This is a genomic window from Kribbella voronezhensis, assembly GCF_004365175.1.
Taxonomy (GTDB): Bacteria; Actinomycetota; Actinomycetes; order Propionibacteriales; family Kribbellaceae; genus Kribbella; species Kribbella voronezhensis.
In genome coordinates this window covers 4,059,310-4,086,079 of sequence record NZ_SOCE01000001.1, presented here as the reverse complement: position 1 = coordinate 4,086,079, position 26,770 = coordinate 4,059,310, and the positions used below count along the sequence as shown (strand labels likewise).

The 26,770-nt window shown below is 67.6% G+C and carries 25 protein-coding genes; 11 read left to right on the top strand and 14 right to left on the bottom strand.

Annotated elements, in window-relative coordinates; genetic code table 11:
* The first annotated feature begins 20 nt into the window (after window positions 1-20).
* Both EV138_RS18900 and EV138_RS18895 read left to right on the top strand, forming a co-directional pair.
* Window positions 21-1,106 (top strand): winged helix DNA-binding domain-containing protein, encoded by a 1,086-nt coding sequence (locus EV138_RS18900; protein ID WP_133980195.1) that lies wholly within the window; start codon window positions 21-23, stop codon window positions 1,104-1,106.
* A gap of 62 nt (window positions 1,107-1,168) precedes the next feature.
* Entirely contained in the window at window positions 1,169-1,993 is an 825-nt protein-coding gene (locus EV138_RS18895) for an aldo/keto reductase (protein ID WP_133980194.1), read from the top strand.
* A 99-nt stretch (window positions 1,994-2,092) separates the two neighbouring features.
* On the opposite strand, the gene EV138_RS18890 is transcribed toward EV138_RS18895, so the two are convergent.
* Entirely contained in the window at window positions 2,093-2,959 is an 867-nt protein-coding gene (locus EV138_RS18890; protein WP_166678641.1) for a LysR family transcriptional regulator, read from the bottom strand.
* 260 nt (window positions 2,960-3,219) lie between these two features.
* Between EV138_RS18890 and EV138_RS18885 the strand changes: the two genes are divergently transcribed.
* The 4 genes from EV138_RS18885 to EV138_RS18870 are packed head-to-tail and all read left to right on the top strand — an operon-like array spanning window position 3,220 to window position 6,411.
* On the top strand, window positions 3,220-4,137 hold the full coding sequence (locus EV138_RS18885; protein WP_133980192.1) for a LysR family transcriptional regulator: 918 nt from the start codon (window positions 3,220-3,222) through the stop codon (window positions 4,135-4,137).
* Between the two features lie 45 nt (window positions 4,138-4,182).
* A complete protein-coding gene (locus EV138_RS18880) occupies window positions 4,183-4,809 on the top strand; it encodes a glycosyltransferase (protein ID WP_133980191.1) in 627 nt (208 codons plus the stop codon).
* A gap of 13 nt (window positions 4,810-4,822) precedes the next feature.
* A complete protein-coding gene (locus EV138_RS18875; RefSeq protein WP_133980190.1) occupies window positions 4,823-5,347 on the top strand; it encodes a SigE family RNA polymerase sigma factor in 525 nt (174 codons plus the stop codon).
* Window positions 5,344-6,411 carry a hypothetical protein gene (locus EV138_RS18870; RefSeq protein ID WP_133980189.1) on the top strand — a complete coding sequence of 356 codons (1,068 nt, stop codon included), beginning with the start codon at window positions 5,344-5,346 and terminating at the stop codon, window positions 6,409-6,411. Before EV138_RS18875 ends, EV138_RS18870 begins: the two co-directional genes overlap by 4 nt.
* A gap of 1 nt (window position 6,412) precedes the next feature.
* Here the strand turns inward: EV138_RS18870 and EV138_RS18865 are convergent, their stop codons facing one another.
* Window positions 6,413-6,784 carry a winged helix-turn-helix transcriptional regulator gene (locus EV138_RS18865; RefSeq protein WP_133980188.1) on the bottom strand — a complete coding sequence of 124 codons (372 nt, stop codon included), beginning with the start codon at window positions 6,782-6,784 and terminating at the stop codon, window positions 6,413-6,415.
* A gap of 125 nt (window positions 6,785-6,909) precedes the next feature.
* Between EV138_RS18865 and EV138_RS18860 the strand changes: the two genes are divergently transcribed.
* On the top strand, window positions 6,910-7,776 hold the full coding sequence (locus tag EV138_RS18860) for an SDR family oxidoreductase (RefSeq protein ID WP_133980187.1): 867 nt from the start codon (window positions 6,910-6,912) through the stop codon (window positions 7,774-7,776).
* 15 nt (window positions 7,777-7,791) lie between these two features.
* Here EV138_RS18860 and EV138_RS18855 read toward each other — a convergent pair whose 3' ends face one another.
* From EV138_RS18855 to EV138_RS18825, 7 genes are all read right to left on the bottom strand, one after another.
* Window positions 7,792-8,298, bottom strand: coding sequence for a hypothetical protein (locus tag EV138_RS18855; RefSeq protein ID WP_133980186.1), 507 nt, complete (start codon window positions 8,296-8,298; stop codon window positions 7,792-7,794).
* Window positions 8,299-8,676: 378 nt separating this feature from the next.
* Window positions 8,677-11,106, bottom strand: coding sequence for an XRE family transcriptional regulator (locus EV138_RS18850; protein WP_133980185.1), 2,430 nt, complete (start codon window positions 11,104-11,106; stop codon window positions 8,677-8,679).
* Window positions 11,107-11,124: 18 nt separating this feature from the next.
* On the bottom strand, window positions 11,125-11,892 hold the full coding sequence (locus EV138_RS18845; RefSeq protein ID WP_133980184.1) for an SDR family NAD(P)-dependent oxidoreductase: 768 nt from the start codon (window positions 11,890-11,892) through the stop codon (window positions 11,125-11,127).
* 38 nt (window positions 11,893-11,930) lie between these two features.
* The gene (locus tag EV138_RS18840) at window positions 11,931-12,686 is read right to left on the bottom strand and encodes a lipoate--protein ligase family protein (RefSeq protein WP_238158221.1); all 756 of its coding nucleotides are present in this window, start codon (window positions 12,684-12,686) and stop codon (window positions 11,931-11,933) included.
* 36 nt (window positions 12,687-12,722) lie between these two features.
* On the bottom strand, window positions 12,723-13,559 hold the full coding sequence (locus tag EV138_RS18835) for a carbohydrate ABC transporter permease (RefSeq protein ID WP_133980183.1): 837 nt from the start codon (window positions 13,557-13,559) through the stop codon (window positions 12,723-12,725).
* Complete coding sequence (locus EV138_RS18830; protein ID WP_133980182.1) at window positions 13,556-14,521, bottom strand: carbohydrate ABC transporter permease; 966 nt, start codon at window positions 14,519-14,521, stop codon at window positions 13,556-13,558. The genes EV138_RS18835 and EV138_RS18830 overlap by 4 nt, the downstream gene beginning before the upstream one ends.
* A gap of 4 nt (window positions 14,522-14,525) precedes the next feature.
* A complete protein-coding gene (locus EV138_RS18825; RefSeq protein WP_133980181.1) occupies window positions 14,526-15,827 on the bottom strand; it encodes an ABC transporter substrate-binding protein in 1,302 nt (433 codons plus the stop codon).
* Window positions 15,828-16,029: 202 nt separating this feature from the next.
* On the opposite strand from EV138_RS18825, the gene EV138_RS18820 reads away from it, so the two are divergent.
* Complete coding sequence (locus EV138_RS18820; RefSeq protein ID WP_133980180.1) at window positions 16,030-16,719, top strand: FadR/GntR family transcriptional regulator; 690 nt, start codon at window positions 16,030-16,032, stop codon at window positions 16,717-16,719.
* A 127-nt stretch (window positions 16,720-16,846) separates the two neighbouring features.
* The gene (locus EV138_RS18815; protein ID WP_133980179.1) at window positions 16,847-18,889 is read left to right on the top strand and encodes a glycosyl hydrolase family 28-related protein; all 2,043 of its coding nucleotides are present in this window, start codon (window positions 16,847-16,849) and stop codon (window positions 18,887-18,889) included.
* Between the two features lie 48 nt (window positions 18,890-18,937).
* Here the strand turns inward: EV138_RS18815 and EV138_RS18810 are convergent, their stop codons facing one another.
* Entirely contained in the window at window positions 18,938-20,488 is a 1,551-nt protein-coding gene (locus EV138_RS18810) for an MFS transporter (RefSeq protein WP_202866762.1), read from the bottom strand.
* Window positions 20,489-20,597: 109 nt separating this feature from the next.
* On the opposite strand from EV138_RS18810, the gene EV138_RS18805 reads away from it, so the two are divergent.
* Both EV138_RS18805 and EV138_RS18800 read left to right on the top strand, forming a co-directional pair.
* Window positions 20,598-21,041 carry a MarR family winged helix-turn-helix transcriptional regulator gene (locus EV138_RS18805; RefSeq protein WP_133980178.1) on the top strand — a complete coding sequence of 148 codons (444 nt, stop codon included), beginning with the start codon at window positions 20,598-20,600 and terminating at the stop codon, window positions 21,039-21,041.
* Between the two features lie 21 nt (window positions 21,042-21,062).
* On the top strand, window positions 21,063-22,214 hold the full coding sequence (locus tag EV138_RS18800; RefSeq protein WP_133980177.1) for a pyridoxal phosphate-dependent aminotransferase: 1,152 nt from the start codon (window positions 21,063-21,065) through the stop codon (window positions 22,212-22,214).
* 149 nt (window positions 22,215-22,363) lie between these two features.
* Here the strand turns inward: EV138_RS18800 and EV138_RS18795 are convergent, their stop codons facing one another.
* The 4 genes from EV138_RS18795 to clpB all read right to left on the bottom strand — a co-directional run bounded on the left by EV138_RS18795 (window position 22,364) and on the right by clpB (window position 26,626).
* Window positions 22,364-22,963 carry a hypothetical protein gene (locus EV138_RS18795; RefSeq protein ID WP_133980176.1) on the bottom strand — a complete coding sequence of 200 codons (600 nt, stop codon included), beginning with the start codon at window positions 22,961-22,963 and terminating at the stop codon, window positions 22,364-22,366.
* Window positions 22,964-23,053: 90 nt separating this feature from the next.
* Window positions 23,054-23,410: an ArsC/Spx/MgsR family protein gene (locus EV138_RS18790; RefSeq protein WP_133980175.1), complete on the bottom strand. Its 357-nt coding sequence runs from the start codon at window positions 23,408-23,410 to the stop codon at window positions 23,054-23,056.
* Window positions 23,410-23,919 carry a hypothetical protein gene (locus EV138_RS18785; protein ID WP_133980174.1) on the bottom strand — a complete coding sequence of 170 codons (510 nt, stop codon included), beginning with the start codon at window positions 23,917-23,919 and terminating at the stop codon, window positions 23,410-23,412. The genes EV138_RS18790 and EV138_RS18785 overlap by 1 nt, the downstream gene beginning before the upstream one ends.
* 124 nt (window positions 23,920-24,043) lie before the next feature.
* Window positions 24,044-26,626 (bottom strand): ATP-dependent chaperone ClpB, encoded by a 2,583-nt coding sequence (gene clpB, locus EV138_RS18780; protein WP_133980173.1) that lies wholly within the window; start codon window positions 26,624-26,626, stop codon window positions 24,044-24,046.
* Window positions 26,627-26,770: the final 144 nt, after the last annotated feature.

The window sequence follows — 26,770 nt, the reverse complement described above, 5'->3', positions numbered from 1 at the left end:
GGTGGTGTCAGGATGCGGGCATGGCGACGTTGAGCGGGCGAGCGGTCAATCGGGCGACGCTTGCTCGGCAGATGTTGTTGGAGCGTTCTGCTGTCGGGGTTGTGGGGACGGTCGAGCGGTTGGTGGGGATGCAGGGGCAGGAGGCCAAGCATCCGTTTGTGGGGTTGTGGAGTCGGGTCGAGGGGTTCAGCGATGAGCAGCTGACCGTGGCGGTGGGGAAGCGGGAGGTTGTGCGGGCGACCCTGTTTCGGGGGACGTTGCATGTGGTGGTGGCGGGGGATTATCTGCGGTTCCGGAGCACGATGGGGCCGATTCTCGAGGGTGGGTTGAAGATGCTCGGGGAGCGGGCCGAGGGGCTGGATGTCGGCAAGGTGGTGGCGGCTGCGAAGAAGCTGCTGGCGAAGGAGCCATTGACGTTCACCGAGGTGCGCGACGGGTTGCAGGAGCAGTTTCCCGAGGTGAACGACCGCGCCCTCGGGTTCTGCACGCGGATGATGGTGCCGCTGGTGATGTACCCGACCGACACCCGCTGGGGCTGGCCGGCCAACGCCCGGTTCACCCCCGCCGAGGAGTGGCTGAAGCACAAGATCCACCCCACCGCAGTACCGGAGGAGCTTGTCCTGCGGTATCTCGCCGCGTTCGGGCCGGCGACCCCGGCCGACTTCCAGACCTGGTCCGGGCTCCCGAAGGCGAAGCCGTTGTTCGACGGGCTCGACCTCGAGCAGTTCAAGGACGACAACGGCAGGACCCTGTACGACGTACCGGATGCGCCGCGCCCCGATCCGGACACACCGGCACCCGTCCGGTTCCTGCCGGAGTTCGACAACCTTCTGCTCGCCCACGCGAAACGCGAGCGGATCATCGCCGACGAGCACCGCCCCGCCGTCTTCACCAAGAACCTGCGGGTGAAGTCGACCTACACGGTCGACGGCATCGTCGCGGGCCTGTGGACGACCGAGAAGAAGCGTGGTGTGGCCACTCTCACGCTCACCCCGTTCGGCCGGACGACGAAGAAGACAGCGGCCGAGCTGGAGCGGGAAGGGAGCGCGTTGCTGCGGTTCCTGGAGCCGGATGCGAAGACCTACGAGGTGGTTACGGGCAGTTGATGAGGTTGTTGTCACACGTCGGATGACTGGGCTACGACCGCCGGTACCAGTGGAATAGACAGATGAGCACAGTCCCCACCATCACTCTGGACAACGGCGTCGAGATCCCGCAGCTGGGCCTGGGGGTCTGGCAGATCGAGGACGACGTCGTCACCGGCGTCGTCGAGTCGGCCTTCGAGGCCGGCTACCGGCACGTCGACACCGCCGCGATCTACGGCAACGAGAAGGGCGTCGGCCGCGCGATCGCCGCCGCCGGCCTGCCCCGCGACGAGCTCTTCGTCACCACCAAGGTGTGGAACAGCGAGCAGGGGTACGACTCCACCCTCAAGGCGTTCGACGAGAGCCTCGCGCGTCTCGGCCTGGACCACGTCGACCTGTACCTGATCCACTGGCAGGCGTTGAAGAAGGACAAGTACGTCGAGACCTGGAAGGCGTTCGAGCAGTTGTACGCCGACAAGCGGGTGCGCTCGATCGGCGTCTCCAACTTCCACATCCCTGCCCTGCAACGGCTCTTCGACGAGACCGACGTACGCCCGATGGTGAACCAGATCGAGCTGCACCCGGCCCTGCCGCAGGACGAACTGCGCGCGTTCAACGCGGAGAACGACATCGTCACCCAGGCGTGGAGCCCGCTGGCGTCGGGTGAGCTGCTCGGCGACGCGACGCTGGCGAGGCTCGGCGAGAAGCACGGCAAGAGCCCGGCACAGGTGGTCATCCGCTGGCACCTGCAGCTCGGCAACGTGGTGATCCCGAAGTCGCAGACCCCGAGCCGGGTCGCGGAGAACATCGACGTCTTCGACTTCGCCCTGGACAACGAGGACATGGCCGCCATCGCCGACCTGGAGACCGGCGTCCGCACGGGCGGCGACCCGGACACCTTCGGCTGAGGCGGAGGCCTCGTACTGCGGGCGCCAGGTCGGCGGAGGGCCGGGCATCTGCCGCGGCTCAGCGCCGCCCGGCCGCAGTACGGGATCAATCGCCGCGGTTCAGACCAGCTGGAGGAAGCGCTCCAGGACCGGTGAATGGTTGTCCGGCGACCAGGCTACGGAGAGTTGCCAGGGCGGTAGGTCGTCGGACAACTTGCGGTAGACGACGGCTTCCGGGTCGATCGGCGGTGTCGGCGCGATCAGCAGCGACACCCCGAGCCCGGCGGCGACCAGCGCCACGATCGTCTGGACGTCGGCGCCCTCCTGCACGATCCGCGGCACGAACCCGGCGGCCCGGCAGTACCCGACGATCGTCTCGTGCACCGACGGCCCGCTCGCCTGGGTGTAGAGCACGAAGGTCTCCTCGGCCAGGTCGGCCAGGCCGATCCGCTTCCGCTTCGCGAGCCGATGTCCCGCGGGCAGCGCCACCACCAACGGATCGTGCGACACCACCCGCGACGAAAGCCCGGGCTCGGCCGCCGGCAACCGGAGCAGCCCGACATCGATCCGCCCGTCCCGCAAGGCATCCGCCTGGCGCAACGTCGTCATCGTCTCCAGATCGAGCACGACCTCCGGGTACGCCGCACGGAACGCCCCGAGCAACCGCGGCAGCGCCTCGAAGGTGGCCGACTGGACGAACCGCAACCGCAGCGTCCCCAACTCCCCGCGGTGGGTCCGTTGCGCAGTACGAACCGCTTCGTCCGCCCGCCGCAGCAACTCCTGCGCATCGGCGAGAAAGGCCGCACCGGCGGCAGTCAGTACGAAGCGCCGCTTCACCCGGGCGAACAGTTCGACACCCAGGTCGTGCTCGAGGGCCGCGATCTGCCGGCTCAGCGACGGCTGGGTGAGATGCAGCCGGATCGCGGCGCGTCCCACGTTCAGCTCCTCGGCAACCACGACGAACGACTTCAGCTGGCGAAGCTCCATAACCCTCATCATGCACCACATGCATCAACTCTGCTGAAAACTCTCATTGGACGTATCAACGGCGGCTCCGTAGCGTCGAAACCGACGAAAGGAACCGCAGATGTACGTCTTCCCGATCACCGTTATCGCCAAGGTCGCCAAGGAGTCCAGGTCGGGCTTCGCCGATGCCCCGGTCGTCCCCTACGACCCGCCCCGCCCGCGGTGGTTCAGCCGCCGGCTGCACCGCCGGCCGACGGCGGCGGTGTGCCAAGCTGAGCATCGTGATCGAAGTCCGAAGGTTGCGGGTGCTCCGCGCACTTGCTGATCACGGCACCGTGACGGCGGCCGCCGAGGTGCTGCACCTGACCCCGTCGGCCGTCTCCCAGCAACTGGCCGCGCTGGAGTCCGAGGTCGGCCAGGAGCTGCTGGAACGCCGCGGCCGCCGGGTCGCGATCACCTCGGCCGGACGCCTCCTGCTCAGCCACGCCGACACCATCCTCACCGACGTCGAACGGGCCGAGGACGCGATGCGCCTGTACGCCGAGGGCGCTACCGGCGAGCTCCGGATCGCCGCCTTCGCGACCGCGATCAACCTCCTGGTCGCCCCGTCGCTGGCCCGGCTCCGGACGACCACGCCCGGCCTGCGCCTCGTAGTACGCGATGCCGAAGGCCATCAGGGCATCACCCAATTGCTCGACGGCGAGGTGGAGCTGGCCGTCGCCGTCGAGCACCGCGGTTCGCTCCGCTCCGACGACCACCGGCTGACCCGGATCCCCTTGTACGCCGAGCCTTTCGTGGCCCTGCTTCCGGCCGGGCATCCGGCCGCCGCGGACGCCGCGGTCGACCTCGCGAAGCTGGCCGACGACGACTGGATCATGACCTCGATCGGCAACCCGATCCGCGACGTCGTCCTGCTCGCCTGCGAACAGGCGGGCTTCGCGCCCCGCATCGCCCACCACTCCGACGACTTCAGCGCCGTGGCCGCGTTGGCAGCCGCGGGCGCGGGCGTCTCGCTTGTCCCCCAACTGGCCCTCCCCCACCCCGGCACCGCCGTACTGCGTCCGCTCGCGCCACCCACTCCCACTCGGCGCGTCTACGCCGCAACCCGCACCGGCCGCGCCGACCATCCGTTGATCAAGGCAACCATCAGCGCCCTGTCCGAGACGGCCACCGCGCTCCCGCTGCCCACCACGAGGTGACCCACGTCACACAACGCATCCAGCGGGTGCGGTGGTCAGTGGGTTGTGAGCGTTCAGTTGAGTGTCGTCGTCCCCGCGCGTGACGGGGACGCGCGGTTGCCGGCGACCTTGCGCGGCCTCTTGAGCCACTTGCAGCAGCAGGAGCAGGCCTGGGAGGTCCTCGTCGTCGACGCCGGCTCGTCCGATCAGGTCGCCCGCGCGGTGGCGGTGCTCGGGGACGACCGCGTGCGGCTGATCCGGCGGCCGGTCAGCCGCGGCAAGGGGCACGCGGCGCGGGTCGGAGTACTGGCTTCTCGCGGTGCACGAGTGCTGATGTGTGACGCGGGTAGCCCGACGCCTCTCGAGGAGTTGCCGCGGTTGCACGATGCGCTCGAAGGTGGCGCGAGTGTCGCGATCGGGTCGCGTCAGCCGCCTTCGCCGGTGCGGAAGCATCCACTGCGCGAGTGGTGCGGCCGAATCGGAACCGGCCTGATCCAGCTCGTCACGCTGCCGGGCATCCAGGACGCCAGCACCGGATTCAAGCTGTACGACGGTCCGCGGGCCCGGCTGGTCTTCCAGCGGGCCAGACTGGACGGCAGTTCGGACGCCGAAGTACTCCACCTGTTCCGCCGGCTCGGGCTGCAGGTCGTCGAGGTCCCGGTGCGCTGGTCCGATCACCTCGGCTCGAACTGAGAGGGGGTGGGTCGTGCGGGCGCAGGACGAGCGGCACTACGTCGAGTACGTGACCGCGCGACTGCCTGAGCTGCGCCGCCTCGCCGGGTCGCTCTGCAAGGACGCGCACCGGGCCGACGACGTCGTACAGAACGCGATCACCAAGCTCTACGTGCATTGGCATCGCGCCCGGACTGCCGACAACCTCGACGCCTACGTACGAACCATCGTCGTCCGCACGTTCCTCAACGACCAGCGACTGCGCTGGTCGCGGGTCCGGCTCACCGAGGAGCTCACCGAGCTGCCCGCGCAGCAGCCACGCGAGGTCGAGACCCGCCTGGTGATCGCGGAAGCCCTTCGCCGGCTGCCTCCGAAGCTGCGCGCGGTACTGGTACTGCGCTTTCTCTACGACCTGTCCGTCCGCGACGCCGCCACCACCCTCGGCTGTTCGGAGAACACCGTGAAGAGCCAGACCGCCCGAGGCCTCGCCGTACTGCGGCAGTCGCTCGGCGATCGCGTAGACCTCAAACCTCAAGCAGGGAAGGGAGTAGCACAGTGAACACCGAGGAGGACTACACCGGCCTGCTGCAGGCACTCCGTGAAGACAACGCTCCGGACACCGACGGCATCAGCATCGACCGCGCGATCCAGGACGGCCGCCGGACCGTACGCCGGCGCCGCGTCGCCGGCGGTGCGGCGGTCATCGCGGTGATCGCCGCCGTGTCCACTGCTCCCCTGCTCCTGAACGGGATCGGCAACCCGGACGACGGGGTCGCCGTCGCGCCGTCGCCCGGATCCGTGCAGTTCTTCGGTGTCTGGTCCCAGGCCTTCGAGGCCGGGTCGGCGGGAGGCTTCACGCCGTACCGCTACAAGACTGGCAGGTACTGGCAGGACATCGCCCTGCGGCCCGTCACGGCCGGCTTGGGCAAAGAGGCGTGGGCCGGTGTGACCATGCTGGCGCAAGGGATCGAGCCCGGGACGAGCGACAACAGTTGGGCCGAGAAGAGCCCGATCGCGAACATCGAGGGCCGGCCGGCCTTCCTTCTCGATCAGGCCAAGGCCGGCGTCAGGATCGCCTGGCAGTACGCCGACAACAGCTGGGGAATTGTCACGGTGACCGGCTCCTCGGCCGCTCAGGTGGATCGGGCGCGGCAGATCGCCGAGAGCGTGCATCGCGGTGCCGGGCGGCCGGTGACCGTTCCGTTCACCGTCAGTCGCGCGGCGATCGGCTCCGAACTGGAGGTGACCAGCGTCTCGGCCCCCATCGGGACCGGCACGCCCGATGCGACGCCCACGGAGTACCTGCTCGGGCTCGACGTCGGGGCCGGGACCGAGAGCGGGTCCGTGATCGAATCGGTGGGCTCGGGGCCGGTGCCGCCGGCCGAACGGCAGCCACAGCTCACCGTCGGCATCACCACGCCGCCACCCGCCTTCACGCCCACGACGACCGTGAACGGACGACCGGCCGAGGTCCATGCCGACGACAACTACACCCGGTTCAGCCTGACGAAGGGCTATCTCGCCATCGCCGAGCAGTCGCCGCTCTCGTCGTACCTGACGAACTTCACCGCCATCGCGGCCTCGATCAAGCTGACCGGCGCGAACGGTGACCCGGTGCGATGAGTCAGGCCTTGGCTTCGTCGTACGCGACGCGGGCGGCCTGCACCTCGGGGACCCTGTGCTCGACCCAGCGGGCGAGGCTGGAGACCTGCTCGGCGGCTTCTCGGCCCAGCGGCGTCAGGGAGTAGTCGACGCGGGGCGGGATGACCGGCTTGGCGTCCCGTAGTACGAAACCGTCCCGCTCCAGGGCCTGGAGGGTCTGGGCGAGCATCTTCTCGCTCACGCCCCCGACGTGACGGCGGAGCTCGCTGAACCGGTACGAGCGCTCGCCGAGGGCCGCGAGGACCAGGACACCCCAGCGGCTGGTGACGTGCTCGAGGATCGCGCGCGACGGGCAGTTGACGCGATTCACGTCGGGGATCAGCAGCTCGGTCATCGTCGGTCTCCTCTTGCTCACCTGAGAACCAGTACCTTACTTCAAAGTGGGTACTTCTGTGAAGGTAGTACCCACCCTACAGTTAGTGTCACAACTCAGCGACCTACCTCTCAGGAGTTTTTTTGATGAGCATCGTCATCACCGGCGCGACCGGACACCTCGGCCGCCTCGTCATCGCCGACCTGCTGGCCGCCGGCGTCCCCGCCGACGAGATCACGGCCGTTGCCCGGAGCAAGGAAAAGGCAGCGGACCTGGCCGAGCAGGGCATTCACGTGCTCGAGGCCGACTACGACCGGCCGGAGACGTTCGAGGGCGCGTTCGACGCCGCGGACCGGGTGCTGCTGATCTCCGCGAGCGAGGCCGGCCGGCGAGTTCCCCAGCACCAGGCCGTGATCGACGCGGCGAAGGCGGCGGGTGTCGCGCAACTCGCGTACACGGGGATCTTCGGCGGCCCGAAGGCCGACTTCCTGCTGGCGGCGGACCACCGGACGACCGAGCAGCTGATCCTCGACTCCGGTCTGCCCTACACGTTCCTGCGCAACAACTGGTACACCGAGATGCTGACCGGCGGGCTCGCCGGCGTCGTCGAGCATGGCGCGGTCGTCAATGGCGTCGCACCGGACAGCACCCTCGCGACGGCGACACGGGCCGACTACGCGGCAGCGGCGGCCGTTGCCGTGAGCACCGATGGTCATCTGAACAAGGCTTACGAGCTCAGTGGCGACACGGCCTGGACCTTCGGCGATTTCGTCGCCGAGGTCACCCGGCAGACCGGCAAGCCGGTCGTGCACCAGACGATCAGCCACGACGAGAACCTCGCCCGCCTGGTCGGCTACGGCATCCCCGAGGGCTTCGCGGAGATCCTCGCAGACGTGGACGACGCCATCAGCCGCGGCGCCCTGTCCGGTACGCCGGGCGACCTGTCCCGCCTGATCGGCCGCCCGACGACCCCGCTGGCCGACACCATCGCCGCCGAGCTCGCCGCGAGCTGACCCGGCGTACGGACGTTATGGGAGGTGGGCAGCGGCGAGGCGGGCGAACTTCTCGAAGTTGGCCGGCTTGACGCCCTTGCCCATCTCGCGGAAGGCGATCACGCTCACGACGCTGCCCTTGAGCGTCACGGCGTACGGGAACCCGCCGTCCTCGCTGCCCGGATCGGACGGCAACGGATAGTCGTACCAGCGCAGGATCGAGGTCGCGTCACCCACCGCCGGTGTCCGGTTCTCGGTCAGCTTCCGCGCGTGCGTCGGCGCCGGCCTCGCCGCCTTGCAGGACTTGACCGTCTTCACGATCGACTCGTACGCCGCCTTCGCCGCGGCCGGCGTCTTGTAGCGGGTGAGCCACTGCCCACCGGAGGCATCCAACCCGTTGGCGTAGTTGCGATTCAGACTCCCCGCAACCCCGTCCCCTCGCGTCGACCCACGCCCACACACCGGCGTACTGGCATTCCCGGACGTCTCCGCCCAGTGCCGATTCGGATCCGCCTTGGCCACCTCGACCCCAGCAAGCAGCATCGAGGCATCAAGCCTGACCGGCTGACTCGGCGAGGAAGTAGGCGTGGGCCCACCAGGAGTCCGACTCGGCCCACCACCAGGCGTCGCAGTACCAGGCTTCGACGGCAGACTGGACGGCGTCACACTCGGCGTACCAACCGTCTCACTCGGCACCGAAGTCGGAGTATCACTCGGCGTCCCCGCCCCACCTGCCGGCTTCTGATCGTTGCCGCAAGCCCCCACCAACAACCCCACCGCAGCAACCGCAGCCACGAGCCGCCCACGCGCCGATCCCCGTACAACCATCCCCAACCAACCTTCCCGCGTGACCACCGCCTACCTAACCGACGCTAGCGAGTGCACTTTGGTTGGAACGTCTTCCCACGCCGTCCGTCATCATCAACTTCCCCCACCGAGCAAGCCACGCACTTCAGCCGCCTTCGGATCGGCCACCCGCTCATACAACAGCAACGCCCGCTCCCACGCTTCCACGGCTTCGAGGTGTTTCCCCAACCGCTCCAGCGCACCCCCGAGCTGATGCAGCAGCCCAGCCTCCTTCTGCTCAGCCGGAAACTGCGCCGCCACCTCCGCCCCATCCACAAACGCCTGGACCGCCCTTTCCCAATCCGTCACTGCAGCGAAGCTCCGACCTAGCTCGTAGAGAAGGTCCGCTTCGATGGCTACCGTCTTGCCCTCCCGGGACCGGGCCAGAGCATCGGCGAGAACGGCTGCAGCCTCAGCACTTTGCCCACTGTCGAGGAAGGATTGGGCGATCGTGTACAGGTGGATGATCACCACACTGGGTGAGTACCGAGTCGGGAGCAGCTCGACTACCCGCTTGAAGACCTGCCGTTGCAGCTCGAGTTCGCCCGCAACGCCAGCCAGAGTTCCGACGGCGATGTCAGCGGCAACCTCGAGCCACTCGAGACCCGACTCGATCACAGGCTCTCTCGCTTCCTCGATGAGGAGCGTTGCCTCAGCTGCCTGTCCCACCCGGACCAAGCAGTAATTCAGGTCGAGGAGCGTCGCGGCCAGTTGATACGGCTCATTGATCCGGCGAGCCATAGTCAGCGCGGAGCGCAGCCATTCGATTCCTTCCGCTTCGAACCCAAGGTCCGCCCGCAGGTGTCCCGTCCAGTAGTGGAGACCCTGTTCGTAACGGACATCCATCTCGATCGAGGAAGTCGCCACCGCCGTCAACGCCTCAGAAGCCTCCGCAAAACGTAGTAGCCTCCCCGCCAGGTGGGGCATGCCGAGAGCCAATTGCACGGCGAGAAGTTGTTCGTCGTCGCCTCCCTTCACCGCGGCACGGATCAGGCGTACCAAGTTCTGTAGTTCTGCATCCAGCCACGTAAGGATGCGGGGGTGGTCCGAGAGTTCGGCAGCATCGGCTGACCACGACGGAGTGGCGAAGGCCTGGTACGGATCGAGCTTGCTGGTCAGTTCCGCGTACCGCCACAACATGCCGAGATAGCAACGCAGTTCGCGCAGTCGCAGATCGGACAACTCAGGTTCGGTGAGTTCGGCGTGGGCCATTGAGCGGCCGAGGTCTCGGACCAAGTCGTGGAACTTGTATTGGCGGGGTGCCGGAGTCTGCAGGAGGTTGACGTCGACCAGGCGTTCCAGCAGCGTCTCAGCGGTAGCCAGGGAGGTGTTCAGGACCTTTGCTGCTGCGCGGTGCGGGAAGTGGTCGCCCTCAAACAGAGTCAGCATCGGGAAAGCCTTGGCGGCTGCGATGTCCAGCCCGTTGCTGGCGGCAAGTGCAGTCAGAGAAAGACTCAGGCTGCGGTGGACGTCGGTCAACGCCGCGAGGCGGTCGTCGGCAAGCCGGTGGGCCAGGTCCCGGAGCCCTGCTGGGGTTCGTCGGCATTGGCCGCCGGCGATGCGGATGGCGAGCGGCAGACAGCCGCAGTGTTGCACCACCTTGCGAGCGGCGACACGATCACCCGTTATCAGGCCCGGTCCAACGACAGCGCCGAGCAGGCGGAGAGCCTCATCCTCCGTGAGTACTCCGAGATCCAGGTGCTGAACACCCGGCAGAACCGACAATCGCTGGCGGCTGGTGATGACGACCGCGACGCCGGCGGCTCCGGGGAGCAGAGGCTCAACCTGACTGACTCCCGCGGCGTCGTCCAGGACGATCAGTGCCCGCCGACCGGCCAGAGCCGTTCGGAATCGCCGTGCCAGCACCTGAACGTCGTCGGTGTCGCCGCCGGGCCGCACGCCCAGCGATCGCAGTAGCTGACCAAGCGCATCCCGCGGATGGAGCGGCTGACCCGTACCGCCGCGAAGGTTGACATAGAGCTGACCGTCCGGAAATTCGTCGGCGGCCAATCGACCGGCCTGGACGGCGAGAGTCGTCTTGCCGATCCCACCCATCCCTGACACAGCCGATACAACGATGCTCGGAGCAACGACGTACGGGTCTCGTAAGAGTCGCAGCAGTTCGTCGAGTTGCCGGTCACGTCCGGTGAAATCGGCGATGGCGGCTGGGAGTTCGCGTGGTACGCCGTTCTGATCGGCCACCAGGGGCCGGCGCGCAGCGAGTTCCAGCAACCGGCCCTCGGTGTCCGAAAGGTGGAGGGCATTGGTCAGAGCCGTGATCGTCTCGGGTCGGGGAGATCGTCGGCGGCCCCCTTCTAGGGTGCGGATCGCTGCGACGCTCAAGCCCGAGACCTCGGCCAGCGCCTCTTGTGAGAGGCCGGACCGGACCCGGAAGCGGCGTAGCAGCCCCGCGACATCCGCCACTGGTGCATCCTGGATCGAATCTGTCCCGGCGGGTGCTGGTTCGCCCGCGACAGTGCCGGCCGAAGGTTCTTTTCTGCTCATCTGGGGCGGATGGCGGCTTCAGGCTCGGCGGCGGCCGTCCAGGCCGACGGTGGAGAGGCGGGCTATCAGGGTTCGGGGGGTGTAGCGGGCGGCGGCGGCGATGAGTTTGTAGCGGCGGCTGGGGATGGAGATCGCCTTGCCGCGCATCAGGTCGGACCAGGCCTCGTCGACCAGGTCGGTCGCGTCCAGCCACAGGAAGGACGGGATGATCGTCTTGTCCATTCCCATCCGCTCGTGGAACTCGGTGTGGACGAAGCCGGGGCAGAGCGCCATCACGGCGACGCCCTTGGAGTGCAGCTCGATCGCCAACCCGGCGGTGAAGTTCGTAACCCACGACTTGTGCGCGCTGTAGCTGCCACGCTGGAGGAAGCCCGCGACCGACGACACGTTGATCACCGCACCGGAGCCGCGTTCGATCATCGGCAGTACGGCGGCGTGGGTGAGCCGCAGTACCACGCGGACCAGGAGATCGAGCTGCTTCTCCTCGACCTCGATCGGGTTCGCCCAGAACGGCTTCTTCTGCCCGAAGCCGGCGTTGTTCACCAGTACTTCGATCGGCCCGGTGCCGAACCGCTGCTCGACGCGGGCGAGTTGCTCGGGCTCCGTCAGATCCGCCGCCAGCACCTCACAAGTCACCCCGTGCAACTGGGTGAGCTCCGTGGCGACCTCCTTCAGCCGCGCCTCGTCCCGCGCGACCAGGACCAGGTCGTACCCCTCAGCCGCCAACTTGTCCGCAAAGGCCCGGCCGATTCCCGCAGTAGGTCCAGTGATGAGCGCTGTCGCCACAGCTCATTCCTCCCGTCGATGACCCAGCCAGTCTGTCACTAGTTGGCGCTCTCAGCTGCGTGGTCGGGGGCCAGGGTGGCGGCCAGTTGAAGGGTTGCGTCCTCCAGTGGTGCGGAGCCTTCTGCGTTGTAGGCGGTGAGGATGCAGTGTTCGACGGTGGCGACGGTCAGGCCGGGGAGTTCTGTCGACAAGGAGCCGACCGAGGCTGCGTCGAAAGGGAGGTCGAGGCGGTGGTAGATGTCGGTCAGGAGGGGGCGGAGGAGGTCGTCGCCGCCGACCACAACGAGAGTGCTGAAGAGCCAGGCGTTGCGTACCACGCGTTGGCCGGTGCCGACGAGCTTGACGACGCCGCGGGCGTTGACGCTGTGGGCGCCCGGGCAGTATTCACCCGGTACTGCGCCGACTCGTGCGTGGATGCCGAGCTCTCGCAGGACATCGGCATACAGCGAACCGTAGTACTGGAAGCGCGTTTCGAGGCCGTCGGGCGCCAGCGGCTCGTGTTTGACGTGGTCGACCACCAGCGCCTCGGACGTGTAGGCGACCGGACGCCCACCGACCGCTCGCACCAGCGGCTCGAAACCCGCTGAACGAGCAGCCCGTACTGCGGCTTGGAAGCCGGGGAGCCGTGTGTCCCGTCGGCCGAAGACGACCACGGGCGCGGCCGGCCGATAGATGCGCAACGCCTCCGTCAGCTCACCGCTCGAGGCGCGCCGGACCAGCGCATGCGCCACAGCCAGCTGCATCGCTTCGTCGCCGCCGGCCGACCCGCCCGAGTAGAGCCGTACCCCGGTCACAACTCTGGTCCTCCCGTCGACGCCGGCCTCAGTCTGTCACTCCTTCACGGCGCCGGCGGTGAGGCCTTCGACGATGTAGCGACTGGCGAAGGCGAACAGGACCATGGTGGGGACGATGGACAGGACCGCGGCCGCCGACATCGAACCCCAGTCGATGTTGTAGCTGCTGATGAAGCCGTTCAGGGCGGCCGGGATCGTCTTGTTGTTGTCGCTGTTCAGCAGGGTGACCGACAGGAACAGTTCGTTCCAGCAGTTCACGAAGTTGAAGATGTACGACGCGGCCAAACCCGGCGTCATCACCGGGACCAGCACCCGGAACAGCGCCGACAGCCGCGAGCAGCCGTCCACCATCGCGGCCTCCTCCAGCGAGGCCGGCACGTTCTCGAAGAACCCGCGCAACATCACCGTGCAGAGCGGGATCGAGACCGCGACGTAGACGAGCACCAGACCCCACCTGCTGTCGACCAGGTACAGCTTCGTCATCAGGATGTAGAGCGACCCCAGGGCGATGAAACCAGGGATCATCTGGGTGACCAGGAACGCGCCCATGACCGCGCCCTTGGAGACGAACTCGAACCGCGCCAGCACGTACGCCGAGAGCAACGAGATCACTGTCGACAGTGCCGCCGCCACCGTCGAGACGATCAGGCTGTTGACCAGGAAGACCGCGAAGTTCGACTGGCTGAAGAGCCCGCGGTAGTTGTCCAGTGAGAAGTCACCCGGCCAGTACTTCAGCGGGTAGGCGAAGATCGTGCCCGGAGCCTTGAACGACGTGACCAGGATCCAGTAGAGCGGGAACACGGTGAACAGCAGGCAGATCCCGAGGCCGCCGAACCTCGCGATCCGGCCGGCCAGGGTTTCGGAGCGGATCATCCGGCCACCTTTCGTGCCGTAGTACGGGGTGTTCTGGGCCGGATCGCGAGCAGGTAGAAGATCGCGAACAGGATCAGCACGAACACCACCATCACCCCCATCGCCGAGGCGCGGCCGTAGTCGCCCTCCTGGGTGACCTGGATCATGTACGACGTGACCGTATGGGTCGCGTTCGCCGGGCCACCACCGGTCATCCCGAAGATCAACTCGGGCGAGTTGAAGATCCAGATCACCCGGAGCAGGACCGTCAGGGCGAGCGTGGTCCGGATCGACGGGATGGTGATACCGAACAGGGTGCGCACCTTGCCCGCGCCGTCGATCGCGGCCGCCTCGTACAGCTCGTCCGGCACCGACTGGAGCGCGGCCAGGATCATGATCGCGAAGAACGTCACGCCGTACCAGACGTTCGCGACGATCACCGCGACCATCGCGTACTTCGCGTCGGCCAGCCACGGCACCGGGGTGTCGATCAGGTGCGCCTTCATCAGCAGGTCGTTGACCACGCCGAACTCACCGTTGAACATCCAGCGGAACAGGATGCCGATCAGGAAGCCGGAGACCGCCCAGGGAAAGAACACCAGTGCCTGGTAGGTGCCGCGGAACCTGAACTTGCGCCGCAACCAGAGCGCCATCGCGAAGCCGATCAGGAACTGCGGCACCAGCGAACCGACCACCCAGACGACCGAGTTCTTCACCGTGCCGCGGAACATGTCGTCGTGCAGCAAGGTGCGGAAGTTCTTCAGGCCCACCCAGGAGGTGTCCGACAGGTCGTTCAGGTTGTAGTTGCGGAACGCCATCTGGATGCCGTTCAGCAACGGGTAGTAGGTGAACAGCGCCACGAACACGATCGCGGGCAGCATGAAGGCGAGCAGGACCAACGCAGTACGGCCGGTGAACTGCCGTCGGTGACTTGTCCGGGCGGGCGGCCGGCGGACCGGCCGCTCTGTTTGGAGGACAGCCATCAGCTCACTTCCCGGCCCACTTCTGGGTCCAGTAGTCGTCCCAGCCCTTCAGGATCTCCGCCGGCTGCGCCTTGCCGGTGATCAGCTTCTGTACGTCGGCGTCGGACTTGTTGCCCCATTCGGTCGACCACGGCACCCCGCGCGGCTGCGTCACCACGATGTAGGTGTCCGGGGACGAGTTCATCGCGACGTACGACGCCCAGGGGCCGTCCTTGAAGTACGGGTCGTCCGCCGCGCTCTTCAGGATCGGGACCAGGCTGTTCTCCTTCGAGAACGTCATCGCCGCGTCGCCGGAGGTGAGGAACTTGACCAGCTTCACCGCCTCGGCCTTGTGTTCACTGCCCTGGGCAACGCCCCAGCCCGCGTTGGCCAGTGGCTGCGCGGCCTTGCCGGTGGGACCGACCGGAAGCGGCGCGGTACCCCACTGGTCTTCCTTGATCGTCTTGGATTCCTTGACCGTTGCGATCACCTCCGGGTCCTGGAGCAGGAAGCCGGTGGTGCCGGAGGTGAAGCCCTGCACCATTTCGGGATAGCCCCAGCTGACCGAGGACTTCGGCGAGGCGTTCTTGAACAGATCGAGGTACAGGTTGAGCGCGTCGACGGCCTTCGGCGAGGAGAAGATGGTCTTGCCGTCGGTCAGCTTGAACGCGTTGTCGTGGTTGAGCTCGTCGATCACGTAACCCGAGATGATCGCGACCGCGTTGCCGCCCGCGCCGAGTCCCCCGCGGAACGAGTACCCGTACCGGTTCTTCGCCGGGTCGTTGATCTTCTTCGCCTGCTCGACCAGCTCGGCCCAGCTCTTCGGCGGGCCGCTGAATCCGGCCTGCTGCACGAGGTCCTTGCGGTAGAAAAGCGACAGTCCGTAGAAGCCGTACGGCACCATGTAGGACTTGCCGCCTTGCTGGGTCACCTTGAGCGCGTTCTCGGTCAGCGCGCTCAGGCCGTCCCAGCCCTTCAGTTCGGGGGCCATGTCGTAGATCCACTTGTTGGTGGAGAACGGGCCGACGGTGGTGTCGCGGACCTCCAGCACGTCGACGCCCTTGCCGGACTGGAGCATCTGCTGGATCTTCTGGTCCGCCTGGTTGGTCGGCGGCGAGATGAGCTGCACCTTGATGCCGCTGTTCTTCGCCTCGAAGTCGGCGATCAGCTTCTTCAGCAGCGCGGTCCTGGTCGGGTTGGTCAGACTCTCGACCATCTGCAGCTTGACCTCACCGTTCGCCTTATCGGCCGGGCCGGGGCCGCAGGCCGCCACCGCCGCGACCACGGCGGCCGCGGCGATCGATGCGAACATCTGTCGGTAGCGCATGGCGCTTCTCCTCAGGGGATGTGGGCCAGGGGTGCCAGAGTTCTGCCCAAACTTTGCTCTGACATCTGATGACTCGGTCAACCGATCCCTGAACCTTGCCAGACTTACGCTTGCTCGACAAGCACTTGCGGACAGCCTGGCCGCAAGTGCTCTGAGGACTTATCCTCAGCACATACTCTGGGCGACCGAAGGGGAGGTGCCGATGGCAGCCACGGACAAGGCGCTGGCCGGACTGCGGCAGATGATCGCATCCGGGACCCTCGGCCCCGGACAGAAGTTCCCGCCGGAGCCGGAACTCTGCGATCGCCTGGGCGTGTCCCGCAGCTCGCTCCGGGAGGCGACCCGCTCGCTCGCCGCGCTCGGCGTGATCGAGTCCCGGCACGGTTCGGGCACCTACGTCTCCGCCCTCGACCCGGCCGAGATCATCAGCCGCTTCTCCCTGTCGGTCGAGCTGATCCCGCTCGAAGGAGTGCTCGAACTCCTCGAAGTACGCCGGGTCCTCGAAGCTCATGCCACCGCGGCGGCCGCCGCCCGGCAGGACGACGACCTCGAGACCCGCCTCGGCGACATCCTCGACCGCCTCGAGGCCACCACCGACGCCGCGGAGATCCAAGCCCTCGACGCCGAGTTCCACGACGCCATCTGTACTGCGGGCGGCAACCCGACCGTGACCGCGCTGACCGGGGTGATCCGCGGCCGCGGCGGCCACTACCGGATCTTCGAACCGGGCGCCGACTTCGACGCGATCAAGCAGACCAGCGACCGCGGCCACCGCGCCATCCTCGCCGCGATCGCCGGCCGCGATCCGGCGGCCGCGGCCACTGCCGCCTCCGCCCACATCGCCCAGACAGAACTCTGGCTCCGAGCCCTCAGACCAGTACCGCAGATCTGACAGACGCGGGAAATTACTTCCCGTTGTCGAGATCTTGCAGCCAATCGTCGGGATGCGTATCGTCCGGGCCCAAGCGGTGACGCCTGTCGTACCTCGATGAGCAGGTGCGGCCGTTCAGTTGAGGGGGATGTCGCCCGTGTCCCACAAGCCCTTGTCCCGACGCCGGCTCGCACTGACCAGCCTGGCGATCGGGGCCTTGCTCTCCACCGCCGCCTTGTCCGCCGCGGCCATGCCGACTGTCGCACCCGCCTCCAGCGCTGCCGCCGCCGCGAGCAGTCAGGGCGCGCTCCCGAAGATCACCAGGGCAGGCCTCGATTCCGCATTGGTGAAGGGCCGTGGCGCCAGCGTCCGGTTCGTCGAGCAGGAGGCGGAGAACGCGTTCACCACCGGCGAGAAACTCGGTCCCGGACGCGAGGCCTACACCTTGCCGGCCGAGGCTTCCGGGCGTACCGCAGTACGGCTGACCACGCCTGGGCAGTACGTCGAGTTCACCCTGTCGCAGCCTGCGAACGCGTTGACCCTGCGCTACAGCATCCCCGACACAGCGTCCGGCGGCGGTCTGCGCGCGCCCTTGGACGTGACCGTCAACGGCAGGCACAAGCAGACGATGACGCTGACGTCGGAGTACGCGTGGCTCTACGGCATGTATCCGTTCTCCAACGACCCGAACGTCGACCCGACCCCCGGCTGGTGGAAGCCTGAGCCCGACCCGGTCGCGAAGCCGTTCCGGCCGAACCACTTCTACGACGAGCAGCGCCTGCTCCTCGGCAGGACCTACCGGGCCGGCGACAAGGTCCGCTTCCAGCTACCCGCCAACTCCCCGGCTGCTTGGACGGTGCTCGACGTCGCCGACTTCGAGCAGGTCGCCGCACCGATCAAGCAGCCCCCGAAGTCCTTGTCCGTAAGGCTTTTCGGCGCCGACCCGACCGGCCGGTACGACGCGGCGCCGGCGATCGACCGAACCATCGCGGTCGCGAAGAAGCTCGGCCGGACCGTCTACATCCCGCCGGGCACATACCAGGTGAACCGGCACATCGTCGTCGACGACGTCACCGTCCGAGGCGCCGGGAACTGGTGGACGATCATCAAGGGCAAGGTGCTCCCGCTCGCCGAGCCCGCGCCGGACAAGTCGGTGCACAGCGCGCCCGGCTTCTACGGCAAGTACGCAACTGACGGCGGCAGCACCAACGTGCACCTCGAGGACTTCGCGATCGAGAGCGACGTCCGGGAGCGGATCGACACGGACCAGGTGAACGGGATCGGCGGCGCGATCGGCGGCGGTTCGACGATCGAGAACCTCTATCTGCACCACACCAAGGTCGGCATCTGGCTGGACGGCCCGCTGGACGGACTGCTGATCCGCAACAACATCGTCACCGACGCCGTCGCCGACGGGATGAACCTGCACCTGGGTGTCTCGCACGTCCGCGCGACCAACAACTTCGTCCGCAACAGCGGCGACGACGGACTCGCGATGTGGTCCGAGGCCAACCCTGACGGACTGGCCAACCACGACAACGTCTACGACCACAACACCGTGCAGACTCCCGTCCTGGCGAACGACATCGCCATCTACGGCGGCAAGGACAACGCGGTCACGGACAACCTGGTCGCCGACCCGATCCGCGAGGGCAGCACCTTGCACGCGGGCTCGCGGTTCAACTCGACGCCGTTCGAAGGAACGTTGTCGTTCGCCCGGAACACCACCGTCCGAGGCGGCCCGCGGGATCTCAACTGGGACCTCGGCCTCGGTTCGATCTGGCTGTACGCCCTGCAGTCCGACATGTCCGGCACGATCGAGGTGACCGACAGTTCGTTCCTCGACTCGACCTACAACGCGATCATGTTCGTGGTCGACTGGCCGGTCAAGGACACCTACTCGCTGACGAACGTTGCCTTCCGCAACATCAAGGTGGACGGCACCGGGACCAACGTGGTCAACGCCCGGGTCGGCGGCTTCGCCAGTTTCGAGAACGTCGACGCGCGGAACGTCGGCGCGCCTTTCGTCAACAACTGCGGCACTTTCCACTTCACGGGCACGCCGGAGTTCGACGTACGGCTGATCGGTAGCAGCAACGACGGTGGCTGGACGGCCGATGCCGGTGCACCCGGTCACTGCGAGGACCGGCCGCCGGTGATGCCGCCGCCACCACCCAGTCCTTGGCCGTAATCCCTTGCAGTGCGGTGGGTTCGCCTCCCAACCCACCGCACTGCCCGGTCAGCCTTCGACAGTGGCCGGCTCCAGCGTCGCGGGTTCGTCGACCGCCGTACTGCGTCGCGCTCGGAAGGCGACGATGATCACGATCGCGCCGACCAGAGCACAGACGGCGGCCGTCGCGGCGGCGACGTGCATCGAGTGGATGAAGGCGTCGTTGGCCGCGTGGACCAACTCGGGCCGGCCGAGCGCAACCGCCGTACGCCGAGTTGCTTCGGCCGAGTCCGCCGCGGTTTCGCGTGTTCCAGCAGGAAGAACGGCCAGTGATGACGCGATCGAGTGCTGGTAGACGTTCGAGAGGATCGTACCGAGGACGGCGACACCGAGAACGCTCGCGACCTGGCGGATCGCGTTGTTCACGGCCGATCCGGCACCGATCCGGTCGACCGGAAGGGCCGCCAGGATCGCCGCCGACGTCGGCGCGACGGCCGCGCCGATCGCAGTACCGGCGACGAAACCGACCAGGCAGAACCAGATCAGCGGGGTGTCGATCACGTAGGTCAGGTTCATCGCGTGGCAGAACGCGAAGACGGCCAGCGCAGTGCCGGAGACCGCCGCGATGCTGAAGCGGCGAGCCAACCGCGCTCCGAGCGGGGCGCCGATGACGACACCGAGAGCGCCGGGCAGCGAGAGGAGACCGGCATGCAAGGCGGTCATACCGCGGGCGCCCTGCAAGTAGAAGGTGACATACAGACTCTGCCCGGTGATGGTCAGGAAGAGGGCCGCGAGCGCGAAGTTGCCGGCCGCGAACCGCCGATTGCGGAACAGCCGCGGATCGAAGCTCGGCTGCTTCTCCTTCCACTCCGAGAAGAGGAACGCGGCGATCAGTACGACGCCGGCCGCGATGCTGCCCCAGACCTGCCAGCGACCCCAGCCGCCGCGTTGACCGCCTTCGATCAAGCCGTACGCGACCCCGAGCAGGCCGAGGGTGGACAGGCCGAGCCCGAGCGGATCCAGCCGGCGCCGCTGCGGACTGCGTGGGTTGGGTACGACGAGCGCCGCACCGATCAGGCCAGCGGCAACCAGCGGCAGGTTGATGAGGAAGACCGAACCCCACCAGAAGTGATCGATCAGCAGGCCGCCGAGCACAGGCCCGGTGGCGACCCCGACGCCGGCCGAGGACGACCAGGCCGCGATGGCGCCGGCGCGACGCTCGGGCGGGAAAGTGGCGCCGATGATGGCCATCGACGTCGGCATGATCATCGCGCCGCCGATGCCCATCAGCGCGCGGGCGAGGATCAGCGAGACCGGCCCGGGCGACCAGGCGGCCCAGGCGGACGACGCGCCGAAGACGGCCATCCCGATCATCAGCACGGTCCGGTGGCCGTAGCGATCGCCGAGGGCGCCGGCGGCGAACAGGGCGGTGGCGAAGAAGAGCGAGTAGATCCCGAGGGCCCATTGCAGCTGGTTCGGGGTGGCGCCGAGTCCGTGGACCGGGTCGGCAAGGCGTTCCAGCGCGATGCCGAGCACGGTCGAGTCGATCCAGATCAGGATCGCCGACACGACGAGGATGGAAAGGATCCGGCGTTGCCGCCGGTGATCGACAAGGTCCATGCCGACTCCCTATGATTGACAGGTTCCTGACGCGATGAGCGTGACATGATCGTCAGGAACCTGTCAATCATCTTTTCTGGTCATTGCCGAGCCCGGGCAGAATGGCGGCATGAGCTACGTCGACGAGAACAGTTGCGTCACCTTCTTGGTGCGGCACGCCTGGCTGAGCATGCGGTCGGCCGTCGCGGCCGCGCTCGCGGAGCACGAGCTGTCCGTCCCGCAGTACGGAACGCTGCTGATCCTGAGCGACCAGCCGGGCTGCACGATCGCCGAGATCGGCCGCAAGGTCGGCACCGCTCGGCAGTCGGCCAACGAGCTGATCACCGGGATGGAACGCGCCGGCCTGATCGAACGCCAGGCCAACCCGAACGACCGCCGCTCCCAGCTCGTCCACCTGACCGCGGGCGGCAAATCCCGGCTCGCCGCCGCGAGGCCCGCCGTACGGGCGGTCGAGCAGGAACTCGAAGCCGACTTCAGCGCCGCCGACCGCGAAGCCGCCCGCGCCTGGCTCCAACGCATGGTCAACACCGAAGTCCCCATCGACGAAGCGTGAGGAGCGGTTAGGGTCGGAGGTATGCGCGATCACGCTCAGCGGTTGCAGGGGCTCGGGACGACGATCTTCGCCGAGATGTCGGCGCTCGCGGTCCGGACCAATTCGGTGAACCTCGGCCAGGGGTTCCCCGATACCGACGGACCGGACTCGCTGCTGGAGGCCGCGATCGCCGCGATCCGGGCCGGCGCCAACCAGTACCCGCCCGGCCGCGGCATCCCCGCACTCCGGCAGGCGATCGTCGACCATCAGCAGCGCTTCTACGGACTGTCGTACGAACCCGACACCGAGGTGCTCGTCACGACCGGCGCGACCGAGGCGATCGCCGCCTCACTACTCGCGTACGTCGAGCCCGGCGACGAGGTGATCGCCCTCGAGCCGTACTACGACTCGTACGCCGCCTGCATCGCTATGGCCGGCGGGCATCGGGTGCCGGTCACCTTGCGCGCGCCTGACTTCCGGCTCGATCTCGACGAACTCCGGGCCGCCGTATCGTCGAAGTCGAAGGTGCTGCTGATCAACTCGCCGCACAACCCGACCGGTACCGTCCTCGACGACACCGAACTCCGCGGGATCGCTTCTATCGCGGTCGAGCACGACCTGGTGGTGATCACCGACGAGGTCTACGAACACCTCGTCTTCGACGGCCTCCAGCACCACCCGCTCACGGCGTACGACGGAATGGCCGAGCGCACCGTCTCGATCGGCAGTGCGGGCAAGACGTTCTCGGTCACCGGCTGGAAGATCGGCTGGGTCACCGGCAGCCCGTCCGTCGTCACCGCGGTGAACACGGCCAAGCAGTTCCTCACCTACGTCTCGGGCGCCCCTTTTCAACCCGCCGTCGCCGGAGCGCTTGCTCTGGGCAACGAGTACTTCGATTCGCTGCGCACGACCATGCAGGCGAAGCGCGACCTTCTGTGCGACGGCCTGGCGTCCCTCGGCTTCGGCGTCCACCGCCCCCAGGGCACCTACTTCGTCACCACCGACGTCCGCCCCCTCGGCTACACCGACGGCGTCGACTTCTGCCGCATGCTCCCGGAGAAAACCGGCGTCGTAGCCATCCCCCACCAGGTCTTCTACGACAACGTAGAAGCCGGTCGCCCCTTGGTCCGCTGGGCCTTCTGCAAACAAACCCACGTCCTGGAAGAGGCTTTGTCCCGCCTCACCAAACTCTGAGGGCATCCGGGGGCATCCTGGGGCAGATCCCGTTACGGACTGACATGCCCGCAGGCGTTGTGCAAGACTTGAGCCAGCTCCCTAGGGCTCCTTGTGGAGAAGTGAGGCTGGGAACCCCTCCGGACGGTGGGACCCAGCCTTCGCGCTGTCTACCGAACCTCGATGTCGTGCCGCTCGAGAATCTCGGACAGAACCAGTAACCACCGTGGCTCCCCCAACTCGGCCGCCGTCACTGCGCCGGCGACAGCATCCGGAATCCACAACATCGGCTCCGCCTTGGGCCGACCGAAGCGCACCCGCTGACCCGTGAGGATCAATCCCTTCCGCCGCGCACTGTCGACGAGCTTGATGTCTCGCCGATCCGGTGTAGCCGACCGCGACTCCAGCCAAACCTCGGTCACCCCACATCTGCCCAGCTCGTACAACAGTCGTTCCAAACAGCACCGCCGCGCCCTCTCCTGCTTCGGCCCGACCATCGGTGAGCCGACCACCACGACAGCAGCGATATCGATCGTCGTGAGAAACTCCGCGATGGCATCGCGGAGTTTCGGTGATTCGTGAGCCCAATGGAGCCGCTCGGCGCGGCTCGGCGTCAGCGAGCGCAGCCCAGCGCGGATGTCATCGCAGGTGGTGGGGTCGGCGACTGCCGCAGCCAGGGTGTAGCTGCCCTGGCTTGTTGTGCGGTCGACGATGATCGACTCGTCGACCCAGGCGGTAAGGCTGAAATCGGACGGCGTGGTGGCACTCACCGGAGGATTCTTGAGGAATCCGCAGCGCTTTCAGAGGCCAAACGCCAGGGCTTTGCGGGGCAGCTTGGGGCAGATCGCGAGGCCTTGTTTTCAAGGGGTGTTGAGGACCGTGGCCAGGGTTTCTGGGTCTCGGGCTACTACTGCGGTGTTGTCGTCGGTGGTAATGATGGGGCGTTGGATGAGGATGGGGTTTGCCGCCATCAGGGCGATCCAGTCTCCACGGTGGGCCTCGTCGCGCGGGAGGTGGGCGACCAGGGTGGCCTCGGGTTCGTTCAGGCGGGCCAGGTGCCAGGGGTCCAGGTTGAGGCGGGTCAGGACTTCGGAGAGTTCCTCGAGGGTGGGCGGGTCGTCCAGGTAGCGGCGGACTGTGTAGGAGACGCCTGCCTCGTCGAGCGCCGCGGTGGCGGTTCGGCATTTCGAGCAGGCGGGGTTGATCCAGATCTCCATCAGCGTCGCGCTTCCTGGAACCAGAGCTTGGTGGGGGTCTGCAGCATCAGCACGAGCAGGGCGACGTGCAATCCGAGGCCGAGCAGGCCGCCGGGGAGGGCGGTGATGCTGCCGGCGATGCCGAAGACGGCGACGACGATCAGCATCGTCCGGGCCCAAGGGCGCTGTTTGCGGACGAAGATCGCCGGCAGGATGTAGAGGGCGCTGCAGATCACGGCCGCGACCAGAACCACGTTCTGCGCGTCTTCGTCCCCGGTCAGCGTCTGCGTGATCGGCCGCCCGGCCGAGGTCAACGCGAACAGGCCGAGCAGAATGGTGAGCACCCCGAGCGCGAGTGAGATCACCGACGCGATGGTCACCTGCTTCGGCGGCCCCGCGTGCACCTGCGAGTACGGATTGGGCCGCTGCAAGCCGGGTTGCGCCGGAGACGGACCCCCGAAGACACCGCCGTACGGGCCGGGTCGATCCGGGTCGCGCGGCGGCGGTTGCTCGCCGTACTGGTCGCTCATTGCCTGGAGTTCCTTCCGCCGGCGCGCCGACCGCGCCGCTTGCCCCGATCCTCCCAGATCGCCCCAACCACACCCGCGCAGAACGGCCGGGATCCCGGCAAACAGGATCCCGGCCGTCGATGCGTCAGGCCGAGGTGACCTCGAGCGCGTCCTTGGCTTCGTTCAGCCGCACGTGCACGGTGTCGCCGTCGCGGATGGCTCCGGAGAGCAGGCCGCGGGCGAGCTCGTCGCCGATCGCGGACTGCACCAGCCGGCGCAGCGGACGCGCGCCGTAGACCGGGTCGTACCCCGTCATGGCCAGCCACTCCATCGCGTCGTCACCGACGTCGAGCGTGATCCGCCGGTCGGTCAGCCGCTTCTGCAGTCCGACGATCTGCAGCCCGACGATCTTGGTCAGCTCCTCGCTGCCGAGCGCGTCGAACAGCACGATCTCGTCCAGCCGGTTGATGAACTCCGGCTTGAACGACTGCCGGACCACGTTCATCACCTGGTCGCGCTTGAGCGCGTCGTCGATCGACATGTCCGCCAGGTACGCCGAACCCAGGTTGCTGGTGAGCACCAGGATCACGTTGCGGAAGTCGACCGTACGCCCCTGGCCGTCGGTCAGCCGGCCGTCGTCGAGCACCTGCAGCAGGATGTCGAAGACCTCGGGGTGCGCCTTTTCCACCTCGTCCAGCAGGATCACGGAGTACGGACGGCGCCGGACGGCCTCGGTCAGCTGACCGCCCTCCTCGTAGCCGACGTACCCCGGAGGGGCGCCGACCAGCCGCGAGACGCTGTGCTTCTCGCCGTACTCCGACATGTCGATCCGGACCATCGCCCGCTCGTCGTCGAACAGGAAGTCCGCGAGCGCCTTCGCCAGCTCGGTCTTGCCGACACCGGTCGGGCCGAGGAACAGGAACGACCCGGTCGGCCGGTCGGGATCCGAGATGCCGGCGCGAGCCCGGCGTACGGCGTCGCTCACGGCCTTCACCGCTTCGCGCTGGCCGATCAGCCGGCGGCCCAGCTCGTCCTCCATCCGGAGCAGCTTGCCGGTCTCGCCCTCGAGCAGCCGCCCGGTCGGGATCCCGGTCCACATCGCGATCACCTCGGCGATCTCGGTGGGCCCGACCTCCTCGTTCACCATCGCGTCGGCGGTCTCGGCCGCCGTCGGCTCCTCCGAGGCCTCCTCGAGCTCCTTGGTGAGCTCGGGGATGTCGCCGTACAGGATCTTCGACGCGGTCTCGAAGTCGCCTTCGCGCTGGGCCCGCTCGGCCTGGCCGCGGAGTTCGTCGATCCGCTCCTTGATCTCACCGATCCGGTTCAGGCCGGACTTCTCCTTCTCCCAGCGGGCTTCGAGCGCGCGCAGTTCCTCCTCGCGGTCGGCGAGGTCGGCGCGCAGCCGGGCCAGCCGCTCCTGCGACGAGGCGTCCTCCTCGCGGGACAGCGCGAGCTCCTCCATCTTCAGCCGGTCGACCGTACGGCGAAGTGAGTCGATCTCGACCGGGGACGAGTCGATCTCCATCCGCAGCCGGGACGCGGCCTCGTCGACCAGGTCGATCGCCTTGTCGGGCAGCTGCCGACCGGAAATGTACCGGTTGGACAGCGTCGCCGCGGCGACCAGCGCGGAGTCGGAGATGGCGACCTTGTGGTGCGCCTCGTAGCGCTCCTTGAGGCCGCGCAGGATCGCGATCGAGTCCTCGACCGACGGCTCGCCGACGAACACCTGCTGGAAGCGTCGCTCCAGCGCCGGGTCCTTCTCGATGCGCGTCCGGTACTCGTCCAGCGTGGTGGCACCGATCATCCGGAGCTCGCCACGGGCCAGCATCGGCTTCAGCATGTTGCCCGCGTCCATCGCGCCCTCGCCGGACGCACCGGCGCCGACGACGGTGTGCAGCTCGTCGATGAAGGTGATGACCTGGCCGCCGGACTCCTTGATCTCGGTCAGCACGGCCTTCAGCCGCTCTTCGAACTCACCGCGGTACTTCGCGCCGGCGACCATCGCGCCGAGGTCGAGGCTGATCAGCCGGCGCCCACGCAGGGACTCCGGCACGTCACCGGCCACGATCCGCTGCGCGAGGCCCTCGACGACGGCGGTCTTGCCGACGCCGGGCTCACCGATCAGCACCGGGTTGTTCTTGGTACGCCGGGACAGCACCTGGACCACCCGGCGGATCTCCGAGTCACGGCCGATCACCGGGTCGAGCTTGCCCTCGCGGGCCCGCTCGGTCAGGTCGACGCCGTACTTCTCCAGCGTCTTGGTCGTCCCCTCGGCCTCCGGCGAGGTGATCCGCCGGTTGCCGCGCGCGGCGTCGAACGCCTGCAACAGCGCCTCCGGCGTCACGTCGAGGGCCGACTTCGCGACGCCCTCGACGGTGGCCAGCGAGATCAGCAGGTGCTCGGTGGAGACGAACTCGTCCCCGAGCCCCAGCGCCCGCTGCTCCGCCTGGTTGAGCACGTCGCTCGTCTTCTGGGACAGGCTGGGTGCCTGCACACTGCCACCGCTGGCCTTGGGCAGCCGGGTCAGCTGCTCCGCCGTACGGCGGCGTACCGCGTCGAGGTCGGCTCCGGCGGCCTCGAGCAGACCGATCGTGGTCCCCTCGGGCTGCGCGAGCAACGCCGACAGCAGGTGAATCGGTTCCACGGTCGGATTGCCCGCCGCGGAGGTCTGACGGATCGCGACCGACAGGGTTTCCCGGGCCAGCGTCGTCAACCGCTGAACGTCCATCTGGTTCCAGCCTTTCACTCAAAAACAGCGATCACCAGATACAACGTACCCAAGGTTGAGTCCATTCCACTCAACTTTGCCGAACCTGGGGGAGATCTCAGGGTCAGAGCCCCCATTTCGAAGGGATTCGAAAAGCGAACCTTC